Origin of the sequence: Frankia nepalensis (genome assembly GCF_016786325.1) — a bacterium.
GTDB lineage: Bacteria > Actinomycetota > Actinomycetes > Frankiales > Frankiaceae > Pseudofrankia > Pseudofrankia nepalensis.
In genome coordinates this window covers 43,254-55,710 of the sequence record NZ_JADWYU010000137.1, presented here as the reverse complement: position 1 = coordinate 55,710, position 12,457 = coordinate 43,254, and the positions used below count along the sequence as shown (strand labels likewise).

The following is a 12,457-nucleotide window of genomic DNA, read 5'->3' as shown; positions in this document are numbered from 1 at the left end:
GCCCAAGGAGGAGCTGACGACGGCGGGGACGGGTTGTGGCGGTTCACGAGGTTCGTGGTGAGCTCAGCAGGCGCTGTCGTCGTTCGTGGGTCACGATGGGCCCGATTTCTCGGTCCCAGAGCAGACCCATCGGTGCCAGGTGCAGCGACGAGAGTGGTTTCCACAGCGGGAGTGCGGCGAGGATCTCCGCGAACGCCTCGTCATGGTGGCCTGCCCGGATGAACGTCCGGGCGCGATCCACGCCTGAGGCGAAGCCCGGGGCGTAGGAGAAGTCGGCGTCCAGACCGCCCGTGTCCTGGTATTGGGCGGCGAGCTGGCGTAGCCGCTCGCCGTACTGTGCGGGTGCCCCGCGCCACGCACGGTCAAGGGCCCGCTGATGCTTGTCGCGCCGGTTCAGGCAGGCTGCGACGAACAAGGGGAGAAGGTCGTCGAGCACCGTCGAGTCAGGACCAAGGCTGTCGAGGTCGAACCGGCCGAACGCGAGAGCCGCGCGGTATCGTCCGGTCAGCTCGTGGACCTGGGCCGCCAGGACGTCGGCTCGTAGGCTTCCGAATGACCTCGCCGACTCGAAAACGTCTTCCTGGCCGCGGTCACCGCGCAGGCTGGCGCGGTACGCGCTGTCGACCTGCTGGGCTACTTCGGCATGCGTTTCGCTCTCGGGAGCCTGGAAACGCACGAAGGCGGCGTAGTGTTCCTCCATCCCGGCGCGGAAGGATGGTTGGTGTTTCCCGGCCCCCGGGTACCAGTTAGTGAATCCGCAGGAGGCCCATTCGCCGGTCGGGTCGATGCGGCCGGGGTCGAGCAGGAAGTTGTCGGATCCGGAACTGAGCAGCAGCGAGCGCTCCAGCAGCGGCGGACCGTCGTTCGCGTCCGACGGCCACTCCCCGCGGGGCTCACGCCAGATCGAGACCAGCTCCGGTTTGAGGTCCGCTACCCATCCGATCGTGCGCGACGGGCGGAGGGCTCCGAACTCCATCGACGTCACTGGCCAGCCATCGGTGAGTTCGAGGAAGCGTCGGTAGGACGTGGGCAACACACGCCCGATACGCCGCTCTGCCTCGTCTAGCGCCCCTGCCCCTGCCGGCGGTCCGCCGATCCACCCGGTGGACCGCATCTCGGCGGTGAGCGCCAGGCCGATGTCCTCCGCATGGCGCACGGCGTCTCGGCTCCAACGCCGCAGCAGTTCCCGCCAGCTGAGATGACCAAGCACACCGAACCTCGACTCTGGATTGAGATGCCGACGACCAGGGAGGCTAAACCTCACGGCCCTGAGGGGATCGTCGTGGCCGTTGAACGCCAGATACAAACTGGTGATCAGTCGACGATCGACCAGTTGACGATGACGTCGAACACGCTGTCGGCGCTGGTGGTGTGGCCGGTCATGTCAGTTCCTCCCGCCGGTGCTCCGGCTGGCGTCGCGTCCGAGGCGCAGCGCGGAGACGAGGAAGAAGACGCCGCCGAGCAGGGCGTAGCCGGCCAGATTGCTCAGCGAGGAGGAAGAGGCGGCCTGCAGGAAGAACGAGGCCCCGGCGAGCGTGGAGATGGTGCCGCTGGCGATCATCGGCCACTGGCCGCCGGCCTTGCGTCGCCGCTGAGCGACGATGAGCTGCGCCAGGCCCGCCGCGACGGCCCAGACTCCCCATACCCGCAGGACCGCCGGAATGCCGGAGGCGACCGCGAAGACCAGTCCGACGGCGGCGATCGCGCTGATGGCGATGTTGACGCGCAGGCCCAGGGCGGACCGGCTCGCTCGGGAGGAGCGGGCGTCGACGACGGCGGCGCCCGCGTCGAACAGCGGGTAGATCACGAGCAGGGTCGCGCTCACCGGCCCGATGTCCGACGCGGTCGAGAAAAGCGCGAGAGCCCAGATCAGAGCGAACCCGAAGCGAACGAGGTAGAGCCGACGAAGCGTCGGCGCGACGGTGGCGGCGACAGGGGCCGTAGCCGTGGTCATGACCGTTCCTTTCCCAAGAAGGCCGTTGAATCTGGTGTCTGCTGGCGTGGAGCGAGCAACCGAACTCGCCGTCGGCACGACGTCCGGCCGGTCGCGTCCGGGCTCGGCATGATGCCTCCAAGTAGAAAGACCGTTCTCTCTCTTGCTGCAGCGCAGAGCCTGGCACACGTGGCCGACGGCTGCAAGACCGACCGTTCTTTCTGTTACTCTCGCCTCATGGCGACACCGACCCGCTCCGCGCCCGGCAGCCCGAACGGCGGCTCGGGAGGGCACGGGCGGTCCGAGGCCCGGGAACGTCTGCTGGCCACGGCCAGCAGGCTGTTCTACAGCGACGGAATCCGGGCGGTCGGGGTCGAGCGGATCCTCGCCGAGGCCCCGGCCACGCGAGCGACGTTCTACCGGCACTTCCCCTCGAAGGAAGACCTCGTGGTTGCCTACCTGCGCGGCGTCGACGCCCACACCCGCGCCGGCGTGCGGGCGGCCATCGAGACCGCGCCGTCGTCAGCCGACGCGCTGCGCGCGATCGGTACCGCCGTCGCCGACGACCTGGCCAGACCGGAGTTCCGCGGGTGTGCCTTCCTCAAGGCCGCCGCCGAGTACCCCGACCCCAACGACCCGGTGCGCAGGGTGGTCCTTGATCACCGGGCCTGGTATGTGACCACGCTCGCCGAGCTGTTCACCCAGGTCTTCGAGACCTCACCGCGGCGCCCCAATCCACAGCACGCCGCACGGCACTTCGTCATGATGCGCGACGGCGCCATGACCGGCGCCCACCTCGACGGCGTCGACAGCGTCGGCGCCGCGTTCCACCGCGGCGTCGAGGGCCTGCTCACCGTCCTGCACTGAGCGCCCGCACAGCATCGGACCGCGAAACAACACATGGCGACCGCGGACGATCGTTCGTGAGACACCTCGGGAAGATCGCCGTTTCCCCGGGACCCATCGGCGACGCTTGCCGGATCCGCGCCGAGTGATCATCACATGATTCCGGCGTCGGCGCGGCTTGCGAGGTGCCCCGGCGTGGACGCTCCTATCTGATGCGCGTCTGATGCGCGCACCCATGGCCGCGTCCCGGTCTCGACGGTCATCGGCTCCCACCGGTCATCGGGTCTCGCCGGTCAAAGGGTCTAGAAGGTCAAAGGGTCTAGAAGGTCAGCGGGGCCTGACCGTCAGGCCGGCCGCCCGCCCGCCATGCCGTGGCCGGCGGCGCCACGGGCCGGTGTCACGATGGCAGGCCCACGTCGGCCACCGGCTCGTCCGCCGCGGGGGCCCGCGCCGGCGCCGCCACGCCCGGGAGCGCGGGCGGGGCGGGCCGGCGGGCCATCGCGGACAGCAGCTCGTAGCCGACATGAGCGGCGGCGATGCCGGTGATCTGGGCGTGGTCGTAGGCCGGGGCGACCTCGACGATGTCCGCCGAGACCAGGTTCAGCCCGCCGAACTCGCGCAGCAGCACCAGCAGCTCCCGGCTGGTCAGCCCACCCGCCTCCGGGGTGCCGGTGCCGGGCGCGAACGCCGGGTCGAGCACGTCGATGTCGACCGACACGTACACCGGCCGGTCACCGACCCGCCGGCGCAGCCGCTCGACGGCCCCGGCGAGTCCCTCCAGCTCGATCTGCGGCGAGGTCACGACCGTGAATCCCAGCCGCCGGTCGTCGGTCAGGTCGCCCCGGTCGTACAGCGGGCCGCGGATCCCCAGGTGCATGCTCGCCTCCAGGTCGAGCAGGCCCTCCTCGGAGGCGCGGCGAAACGGGGTGCCGTGGGTGTAGGCGGCGCCGAAGTAGGTGTCCCAGGTGTCCAGATGCGCGTCGAAGTGCACGACGGCGACCGGGCCGTGCCTCGCCGCGACCGCCCGCAGCAGCGGCAGCGCGATCGTGTGGTCCCCGCCGACGGTCAGCAGCCGCGCGCCCGTGTCGAGCACGTCGCGGGCGTGCCGCTCGACCGCCTCGAGCGCCTCGGCGATGTCGAACGGGTTGGCGGCCACGTCGCCGGCGTCGACCACCTGCTGCGCCCCGAACGGCTCCGCGTCGACCTCGGGGTTGTAGGGCCGCAGCAGTCGGGAGCTCTCCCGTACGTGCGCGGGGCCGAAACGGGCCCCCGGCCGGTAGCTCACCCCGGTGTCGAACGGCACCCCCAGCACGGCCACGTCGAACCGGGTCACCTCGTCGGCCCTGGGCAGCCGGGCGAACGTCGCCGGGCCTCCGTAACGCGGCACCCGGGTCGCGTCGACGGGTCCGACCGGTCCGCCTGCCATGCTGCCGCCTTCCCTCATGTCGGTCATGCCGCCCCGTCCTCCGGTACGCGCAGTCTCTCTTCCCCGTCCACCTCAGCGGCGGCTGACCAGACCCCGGCGGGCCGCGTCGGATGGGCGACAGGCGGGCGTGGGTGTGCGCGCTGGCCGGTTCGCGCGACGATGAACCGGTGAGCACCCTGGCCCGCGGCCCGCTACGCCCCGGCGGTCGAGCGGCGGCGGAGCCGGCCACGGGACCGTCGTCGCCCTGGACGGGCCGTGGCGGCCGGGTGGCGGACCCGCCGGGCGCGGCCGTGCGGCGGTCTCGGCGGACGGCACGGGGGTGGACGGCGGCGGTCGCGCTGGCCGCCGCCGGACTGCTGATCCTCACCGGCTGCGGCGCCGGGTCGACGGACGTCGTCACCGACGGCACCGGGAACGGGCGCGCCGTGCCGACCGAGCTGCGCTTCGAGGTGGGCACGGTCGACGGCGGGACGTTCGCGGGCGACTCGCTCGCCGGCAAGCCGGCGGTGCTGTGGTTCTGGGCGCCCTGGTGCCCGGTCTGCCAGGGCGAGGCACCGGAGATCGCGCGGGCCTACGAGCGGTTCGGCGAGCAGATCCAGTTCGTCGGCGTCGCGGGCCTCGGGAAGGTCGACGAGATGCGCGCGTTCGTCGCCGACACCGGCCTCGGCCACTTCCCGCACGCGGTCGACGCCGACGGCGCCCTGTGGGCCTCGTTCGGCGTCGACGAGCAGCCCGCGCTGTCGTTCGTCACGGCCGACGGGAAGGTCAGGACCCTGCAGGGCCGGCTGTCCGAAGGGGAGCTGACCACCTACCTGACCAGGCTGCTGCCCACGGCCTGACGGCCGCCGGCACCGCCACGCGCGCGGAAAGGCACGGGAGATGGCCGGGACGCCGTACGCGCTGGCGCTGACCGCCGGCATGGTCGCCGCGGTCAACCCGTGCGGCTTCGCGCTGCTGCCCGGCTACGTCTCCCTGGTCGTCGTCGACCGGCCCCGGTCCGCCGGGGACCGGGCGGGCCACGCCGGCGCGGGCCACCCGGGGGAGGACGACGCGGCGGGCGTGGGCGGCCGGTGGCGCGCGCCGCTGCGGGCGGTCGGGATGACGGCCGCGATGACGGGCGGGTTCGTCACGGTCTTCGGGCTGTTCGGGCTGCTCGTGACGCCGCTGGCGTTGTCGGTCGGGCGGTGGCTGCCCTGGGTGACCATCGTCGTCGGGGCCGGGCTGATCGGGCTGGGCGGCGCGATGGCGGCCGGCCGGGAGGTGACCGCACCCCTGCCGAAACCCCGCGCCGCGCGGGTCGACGGCACCATCGCCTCGACCGCGCTGTACGGGGCGTCGTACGCGCTGGCCTCGCTGTCCTGCGCCGCCGGGCCGTTTCTCGCCGTGACGACCTCCGCGTTCTCCTCGGCCAGCCTGCTCGCCGGGATCGGCGTGTTCGGCGCCTACGCCGCCGGGATGGGGCTCGTCGTCGGCGTCGTCACCGCCCTGGCCGCGTTCGCCCGCGACGGCGCCCTGCGCCGGCTGCGCCGCGCCCAGGCGTACGCCGGCCGGGCCGGCGGCGCGCTGCTCGTCGCCGCCGGCTGTTATGTCACCTACTACGGGGTCTACGAGATCCGGGTGCGCGGCGGCGCGGGCGCCGCCGACCCGGTCGTCGACGCCGCCGTCCGGCTGCAGGGCGCGCTCGCCGACGGCGTGCGCGCCGCCGGCGCCGGTGGCCTGCTCGCCGCCCTGGCCGCCATCCTGGTCCTCGCCGCGCTGGTCGCCGCCGCGGCGACGACCCGGCTGGCGGGCCCGGCGCGCGCCCGCCGCCGGCGCGGGGAATGAGGCAGGATCACCGGCGTGGGACTGACGGGAGCCGAGCTCGCCGAACTGGTCGACGCGCTGCCGGACGGCGTCGTGGCCACCGATCCCGACCTGCTGGGCAAGTACCGCTGGGACCGGGCCGTCGACCCGGGCGCCGGGATGCCGCTGGCCGCGGTGCGGGCCGAGTCGACCGAGCACGTCCAGGCCGCCGTCCGCTGGGCGGCGCGGCACCGGGTGCCGGTCGTGCCCCGGGGCGCGGGGACCGGCCTGTCCGGCGGGGCGACCGAGGTCGACGGCGGAATCGTGCTGTCCACCGAGCGGATGCGCGCCGTGGACGTCGACCCACTGACCAGGATCGCCGTCGCCCAGCCGGGGGCGCTCAACGCCGAGGTGAAGGCCGCGGCCGCCGTCCACGGGCTGTGGTACCCGCCGGACCCGTCGTCGTTCGAGATCTGCTCGATCGGCGGCAACGTGGCCACCAACGCCGGCGGGCTGTGCTGCGTGAAGTACGGCGTGACGACGGACTACGTGCTCGGCCTCGAGGTGGTGCTCGCGGACGGGACGGCGGTACGGCTCGGCGGGCCGCGCCTCAAGGACGTCGCCGGGCTGTCGCTGACCAAGCTGTTCGTCGGCAGCGAGGGCACCCTCGGGATCGTCACCGAGGCGACGCTGCGGCTGCTGCCCGCGCAGCCGCCGACGAGCACCCTGGTCGCGACCTTCCCGACGACCGCGGCGGCGACCGCCGCGATCCTGGCGATCACGTCCGCGATGCGCCCGGCGATGCTGGAGCTCATGGACCAGGCCTCGATCAACGCGGTCGAGGACCTGCTGACGATGGGGCTGGACCGGTCCGCGGGGGCGCTGCTGATCGCCCGCACCGACAGCCCGCTGGCGGCCGGCGAGGCCGAGCTGCGCGCGATGGTCGGAGCCTGCGAGGCCGCCGGGGCCCGCGAGGTGCTCGCCACCGACGACCCGGCCGAGGGCGAGGCGTTCGTCGTCGCGCGCCGCGCCGCGATCACCGCGATCGAGCGGCTCGGCACCGTGCTCCTGGAGGACGTCGGCGTGCCGCTGCCGAGGCTGCCGGAGCTGATCGCCGGCGTCGAGGCGATCGCCGCCGCCCGCGACGTCACGATCGCGGTGATCGCGCACGCCGGCGACGGCAACACCCACCCGCTGATCGTCGTGGGCCCGGCCGACGCCGGGCAGGCCCGCCGCGCCGAGGTGGCGTTCGGCGAGGTGATGGACCTGGCGATCCGCCTCGACGGCACGATCACCGGCGAGCACGGCGTCGGGCGCCTCAAGCGCCCCTGGCTCGTCGACCAGATCGGCCCCGACGTCCTTGACCTGTCGCTGCGCGTGAAGCGGGCGCTCGACCCGCTGGGCATCCTCAACCCCGGCGCCGTCTTCGCCGCGCCCACCGAGGCCCGCTGACGGCCCGGCGGCCGGTGCCGGTGCCGAGGCCCGCCTGACGGTCTGACGGCCTGGCCGGCGCGCGGGCCCGCGCCGCCGCGAACCCGACGGCCCGCCCGCCAGCGCGCGCGGTGCCGCCGCGCCCGCGCGCGACGGCGTGCTACCCATCGGTGTCCCACCCGCGGCCACATCGGTCGCTCCTACCGGAGAGTGGGGCCACAATGCGTGTCGTGTGGCGTAACAGGCACGCGGCACGGCTACGGAGGGTGACATTGGCGGAGTTAGTGTTTGTCGACGAGCATGCGCTGCTGGTCGCGGCCAGGCCGGGGGAGACCTGGCAGGCCCTGGCCGACACGCTGGACCGGTCGTTCACCGGGTCGGTCGTGGAGAAGTACGCGCGGGTCGTCGGCTGCGTCGATCCAGGGCCGTCGGGGCCGCGGCCGCTGACCGAGGGGTCGACGATCATCGGCTTCCGGGTCGTCACCGCGAAGCCAGGCGCCGAACTGGGCCTCGCCGGGCGGCACCGGTTCTCCGACTACACGCTGACGTTCCGGCTGGAGGAGCCCGCGCCGGGGGTGACCCGGATCCGGGCCGTGACCAAGGCCGACTTCCCCGGCCGGCTCGGCCGGTACTACCGGGCGGCGGTGATCGGTAGCCACGGCCACGCCGTCCTGCTGCGCCGGCTGCTCGGCGCGGCCCGGCACCGCGCCGAGCGCCACGCCGCGGCCATACCCGACCCGGCCACGTCCCAGCTGGCCATGCCCCACCAGGTGGCGCCCGAACGGCCCACCAACGCCGCGCCTCCGGCCAGTGACAACTGACCGGAGGCGACGGGTAAAGCGGGGGCTCAGGCGTCGAGGGAGACGCCGAGTACCTGCTCCAGGCTGGCGTGACGGTGGTGCAGGCCCGGCTCGTTGCGGCCGAAGACGACCTTCTCGCGGGCGCCGGACTCCATGTTGGCCTGGACGTGGGTGGCCATCGGGTAGTCCTCGTCGCGGACGCTGGCGTGCGCGTACTCGAAGATGTCGTCGGCGCCCTTGCGGATCGCCTCGTCCGACATGTCCATCGGCGTCGCGTTGTGGTGGTTCGTGATCGAGTGGCCCGGCCGGTCACCCGGGTAGATCCGGAAGATCTCGCCGTTGGCGAACGTCACCGACATCACGATGTTCGGGAAGATCGAGTAGATCACCACGAAGTTGTGCATCGGCTCCCACTCGCTCTCCGGCTGGTTCGCGAGCTCGGTGATGCTGAGCATCGGGAAGATCAGCCGGTGGTGCGGGCCGTAGGAGTCGAACAGCGCGCAGTTGCTGCGGGTCAGCAGCGCGAAGGTGTTCTTGTGTACCGAGGCGAAGTGGTAGTTCTCACCGAACGTGTCGAGCGCGAGCTTCCAGTTGAGCTCCGCGTCGAGCACCTTCTCGCCGACCGGGGCCCAGTCGCCGATCCCCCAGGAGGCCAGCTCCGGGCCGAGCGCGCCGAGGTGACCCTCGATGTCGAGCGGGCCGCCGGCAGGGTCGAGGCCGACCCACAGGAAGCCGGCGTGCTCAGCCGCGGGCAGCTCGGTCAGACCGGCACCCGGAGCCATCGTCACCGGGAAGCCGTCCCGGCCGGGCTTGCCGATCAGCGTGCCGCAGTTGTCGTACGACCAGGCGTGGTACGGGCAGGTGAAGGTCTCGGCGACCCCGCAGCCCTCGGCGATCTTCGCCTGCCGGTGCAGGCAGATGTTCTGGAACGCGCGCACCGCGCCGTCGTCGTCGCGGGTGAGCAGGACCGGGACGTCCATCACCGTCTTGGTGGTGTAGCTCCCCGGCGCCGGCAGCTCGGAACGGTAGCCGACCAGCTGCGGGGCCCGGCGGACGTACTCCCGCTCGCGCTCGAACAGCTCCTGGCCGGTGTAGATCGATGCCGGCAGGATCCGCTCGGCGGGCACCATATCGGTCGTCTTGTCCATCGAGATCTTGAGCGCGCGCCGCGTGATGTCGATGAGCTCGTGGCGGTCGATTGGAGGCCTCCCTGACGCGGCGATGATGACGTCTTGCGCAACGGTGAGCGATCTGGTCCGCCTGCACCGTTGTCTCTGGATGTTCGCGGCGGCACCTTTGCCCCCGTACGTCTACCTTAACGCCCTGTCACCAGCCCCTCTTGCCCGGCATTGGCCGTGTTCCGGCCGACACCTCCTGCTCTGTCCGAAGAGTCGGCAGTCCTGCTCGGAGCCGGTCGGTTGGCCCTGTGTGCCCTGCTCCGACGGGGTTCTGGCGGGCTGGATCGCGCCCGCGGCGGCGTCGCTGGCGGCCAGTTGGCCAGGCGGTCGGCTTGCCGGCAGTCGGAAACGCGACAGGCATCACGCGCGGGAGCGGCGCCCGGCGGGGCCTACGCACAAAAAGACCGGCTGTGTCGACGCGGTACGGGGGGATCCACGTCAGGCACAGCCGGTAGTGGCTCCATGATGGCAGAAGTTCACCTGGATGTCGATAGCCTCAACATTTTTCGTCGCCGGCGCGTACCGGCGACGACCAGTCGGGGCCACGGTGGGCCGCCGGCGGGCCACTGGCCTTGCCCTGGAGCTTTCCTGGGCCTGGATCTGGGCTCAGGCTGAGGGCCGTGGGGGTCCGAGCTTCCGATCATCCCTGGTGGTCGTGAAACGTGGCGTGACCGCGACCACCCGGGATGACTGGTGTGGCGGCCACCCGGGGTATGGGCGCCACCAGGGTTTCTCGCACCTCCTGGATCACTTGGGAGGGGCGGTCGCGGAGGTCGGCCCATGTGACCCGGACGACCCGCCAGCCGAGTCGCGTGAGGCCGTTCTGGCGGCGGCGGTCCTGAAACAGGGGGTCGACGCGGTAGCGGGGCGTCGCGGATCGAGACCGATCCCGCGAGTCGCGGGTAGAGGGCGGGGTGGCTGGTGGACCTCCGTGGATCTTCACTCCGTCGGCTTCCACGGCGACCTGTCGACTGGGATAGGCCAGGTCGACCCGCGCCACGAACAGGCCACGCTGGTCATGGACCTCCCACTGCAGTTCCTCGGGACGCAGGCCATGGTCGACCAGCAGGAGGCGTGCCCGGGTCTCGAGCACGGACTCGGCCCGGCCGTCGGCCAGGGCCCACCAGGGCTCGACGCGGCGCCGCCCCGGCCGGCGGGCCGTCGCCGACCGGGCCGCCGCCAGATCGGCGACCAGCCCGCGGCGCAGCGCCGCGTCCATCAGGCTCACGGCGTCCTCCCGGCATGCCGCGGCCAGCGCGACGTCGGCCAGCGTCCGCGTCGGCGCGGTCAGGGCGAGTCCCGCGACCTCGACGACGTCGCGGGAGTCCAGCTCGCCGCGCCGCGGCACCTGGGTCACCCCGCGCACCGCGCGCTTCGCGCCGCGGTTGGCGACCAGGAGCTCGATCGGTGCCTGGTCCGCCGCGTCCGCCGCGGAGCCGAAACCCAGCAGCCGGGCGGCGGTCAGGCCACAGATGGCCGCGCCCGGCCGGCTCAGCAGCGCGGCCCGCGCACCTGCCCACAGCGCTGACACGGGATCGTCGCCATCATCCTGAACGGCGGCGCGCAGGACATAGGCATCGCGCGCCGGGCTGTACCACCAGCCTCTCCTGACGAAGATCCGGATCTGCGCCCGGGTGAGTCCCGCGTCGAGCGCCTGCCGGTAGGTGAGAACGCCGCCCTGGGCGCGGGCGACCCTCGTAGCTTCCAGCATTGGAATGGAAACGGGGGATGACCGTGGACGCACAGCGCGACGATCGCCCTTGCCCACGACGAACGTCGACCGTGCCCCGCCCGCCTGTGGACAGGCCTCCGCTGTCCACAAGCAGCCGAACAGCCGGTCCAGTCATACCGGGTGGTCGCGGGACCGGGCCAAGCCGCGACCACGGGGCATGCCACGAGCACCCCCGCGCTCTCGTCGAGCGCGACCAGCGTCGCCGCCGGGTGGGCGGTGAGCACCCGCCGGCTTGTCTCACGCGTCCCCGCCCCAGATCGAGTACCCGCCGCGCCCGCTGGCTCGGCGGCCGTCGCCGCGGCCTCGTCCCGCGTCCGCTCGTAGGCCGGCACCATCGCCAGGTAGGTCCCGGGGTCGAAAGGGAACCGCCCGCCGGCCGCTGGCTCGCTCATTCCGGGTTTCTTCTGGGCGTGGCGCGTGAGCGGGGGACCGGGCCTCAGGTGATGCGCAGGTCCTCGGTGTTGTTGAAGCGGCGGGCGCCGAAGGTGACGAGGACGACGGCCAGCGCGACGGTGACGACGATCCCGATCCAGTAGCTGCCGGAGCCGAGCATCAGCGCGCGGACCGCGTCGGTGGTGTGGCGCAGCGGTATCGCCTCGGCGGTGTTGTCGAGCCACGCGGGCGCGAAGGTCAACGGCAGGAAGATCCCGGACAGCAGCATGACCGGCAGGGTGACGCCCTGCAGCACCGGGGCGAGCGCGTCCTCGCTGCGCAGCACCAGCGCGAGCCCGTAACCCAGGCAGGACAGCGCCACCGCCAGCGCGAGCAGCAGCAGGGCGGCGACGGCGAACCCGCTGTGCAGGTGCAGCCCGAGCGGGATCGCGAGCCCCACGAGGATCGCCCCCTGGATGACGACCAGGGTCGCGTCGCGGCCCGCTCGGCCGAGCAGCAGCGCGAGCCGGCTGATCGGGGTGACCGAGAGCCGCTCGAGCACGCCGGCGCGCATCTCGGACAGCAGGGCGAACCCGTTGAACGCGCTGTTGAACAGCACCAGCTGGACGAGCAGGCCGGGGACGAAGAAGTCCCAGCTGCTGGTGCCCGCCGGCAGGTCGCGGGTCACGCCGCCGTTGTCGAGCAGCGGGCCGAACAGGTACAGGTAGAACAACGGCTGGATGAGCCCGATGATGATCCAGGAGGGCTCGCGCAGCACCGCGCGGAACGCGCGGGCGTAGGTGAGCCGGACGTCGGAGAAGAAGCGCATCGGACGGTGCCTTTCGGGGGCGAGGTGCCTTTCGGGGCGAGGTGCCTGTCGAGGGCGAGACCCCGGTGTCGAGGTTGAGGTGTCGAGGTTGAGGTGCCGAGGCGAGGCGCCGTTCGAGGAGGAGGCGC

Annotated in this window: 11 protein-coding genes; 5 read left to right on the top strand and 6 right to left on the bottom strand. The window is 72.7% G+C overall.

All coding sequences use genetic code 11. The annotated features are described in order from the left end of the window. Positions 1-43 precede the first annotated feature (43 nt). Positions 44-1,306: an SMI1/KNR4 family protein gene (locus tag I6A81_RS19490; RefSeq protein WP_203007694.1), complete on the bottom strand. Its 1,263-nt coding sequence runs from the start codon at positions 1,304-1,306 to the stop codon at positions 44-46. Positions 1,307-1,384: 78 nt separating this feature from the next. Next, complete coding sequence (locus I6A81_RS19485; RefSeq protein WP_203007695.1) at positions 1,385-1,954, bottom strand: hypothetical protein; 570 nt, start codon at positions 1,952-1,954, stop codon at positions 1,385-1,387. Between the two features lie 216 nt (positions 1,955-2,170). On the opposite strand from I6A81_RS19485, the gene I6A81_RS19480 reads away from it, so the two are divergent. Next, positions 2,171-2,800: a TetR/AcrR family transcriptional regulator gene (locus I6A81_RS19480; RefSeq protein WP_203007696.1), complete on the top strand. Its 630-nt coding sequence runs from the start codon at positions 2,171-2,173 to the stop codon at positions 2,798-2,800. A gap of 376 nt (positions 2,801-3,176) precedes the next feature. Here the strand turns inward: I6A81_RS19480 and speB are convergent, their stop codons facing one another. Beyond that, positions 3,177-4,223 (bottom strand): agmatinase, encoded by a 1,047-nt coding sequence (speB, locus tag I6A81_RS19475; protein ID WP_407661333.1) that lies wholly within the window; start codon positions 4,221-4,223, stop codon positions 3,177-3,179. Positions 4,224-4,372: 149 nt separating this feature from the next. Between speB and I6A81_RS19470 the strand changes: the two genes are divergently transcribed. The 4 genes from I6A81_RS19470 to I6A81_RS19455 all read left to right on the top strand — a co-directional run bounded on the left by I6A81_RS19470 (position 4,373) and on the right by I6A81_RS19455 (position 8,239). Beyond that, positions 4,373-5,044, top strand: a complete 672-nt coding sequence (locus I6A81_RS19470) for a TlpA family protein disulfide reductase (protein WP_203007697.1) — start codon at positions 4,373-4,375, stop codon at positions 5,042-5,044. A 40-nt stretch (positions 5,045-5,084) separates the two neighbouring features. Then, complete coding sequence (locus I6A81_RS19465) at positions 5,085-6,029, top strand: cytochrome c biogenesis CcdA family protein (RefSeq protein WP_203010255.1); 945 nt, start codon at positions 5,085-5,087, stop codon at positions 6,027-6,029. Between the two features lie 15 nt (positions 6,030-6,044). Further along, entirely contained in the window at positions 6,045-7,439 is a 1,395-nt protein-coding gene (locus I6A81_RS19460; RefSeq protein WP_307874755.1) for an FAD-binding oxidoreductase, read from the top strand. A gap of 251 nt (positions 7,440-7,690) precedes the next feature. Beyond that, on the top strand, positions 7,691-8,239 hold the full coding sequence (locus tag I6A81_RS19455; protein ID WP_203007311.1) for a single stranded DNA-binding domain-containing protein: 549 nt from the start codon (positions 7,691-7,693) through the stop codon (positions 8,237-8,239). A gap of 26 nt (positions 8,240-8,265) precedes the next feature. Here the strand turns inward: I6A81_RS19455 and I6A81_RS19450 are convergent, their stop codons facing one another. The 3 genes from I6A81_RS19450 to I6A81_RS19440 all read right to left on the bottom strand — a co-directional run bounded on the left by I6A81_RS19450 (position 8,266) and on the right by I6A81_RS19440 (position 12,329). After that, positions 8,266-9,417, bottom strand: coding sequence for an aromatic ring-hydroxylating oxygenase subunit alpha (locus I6A81_RS19450; protein WP_407661332.1), 1,152 nt, complete (start codon positions 9,415-9,417; stop codon positions 8,266-8,268). Positions 9,418-10,036: 619 nt separating this feature from the next. Further along, positions 10,037-11,107: a type IV toxin-antitoxin system AbiEi family antitoxin domain-containing protein gene (locus I6A81_RS19445; RefSeq protein ID WP_203007312.1), complete on the bottom strand. Its 1,071-nt coding sequence runs from the start codon at positions 11,105-11,107 to the stop codon at positions 10,037-10,039. Between the two features lie 457 nt (positions 11,108-11,564). Continuing rightward, positions 11,565-12,329, bottom strand: coding sequence for an ABC transporter permease (locus I6A81_RS19440; RefSeq protein WP_203007313.1), 765 nt, complete (start codon positions 12,327-12,329; stop codon positions 11,565-11,567). Between the last annotated feature and the right edge of the window lie 128 nt (positions 12,330-12,457).

Excerpts from the sequence above, each read along its gene's own strand:
- I6A81_RS19445 (WP_203007312.1), bottom strand. The coding sequence starts at position 11,107 with ATGCTGGAAGCTACGAGGGTCGCCCGCGCCCAGGGCGGCGTTCTCACC.
- speB (WP_407661333.1), bottom strand. The coding sequence starts at position 4,223 with ATGAGGGAAGGCGGCAGCATGGCAGGCGGACCGGTCGGACCCGTCGAC.
- I6A81_RS19485 (WP_203007695.1), bottom strand. The coding sequence starts at position 1,954 with ATGACCACGGCTACGGCCCCTGTCGCCGCCACCGTCGCGCCGACGCTT.
- I6A81_RS19480 (WP_203007696.1), top strand. The coding sequence starts at position 2,171 with ATGGCGACACCGACCCGCTCCGCGCCCGGCAGCCCGAACGGCGGCTCG.
- I6A81_RS19465 (WP_203010255.1), top strand. The coding sequence starts at position 5,085 with ATGGCCGGGACGCCGTACGCGCTGGCGCTGACCGCCGGCATGGTCGCC.
- I6A81_RS19440 (WP_203007313.1), bottom strand. The coding sequence starts at position 12,329 with ATGCGCTTCTTCTCCGACGTCCGGCTCACCTACGCCCGCGCGTTCCGC.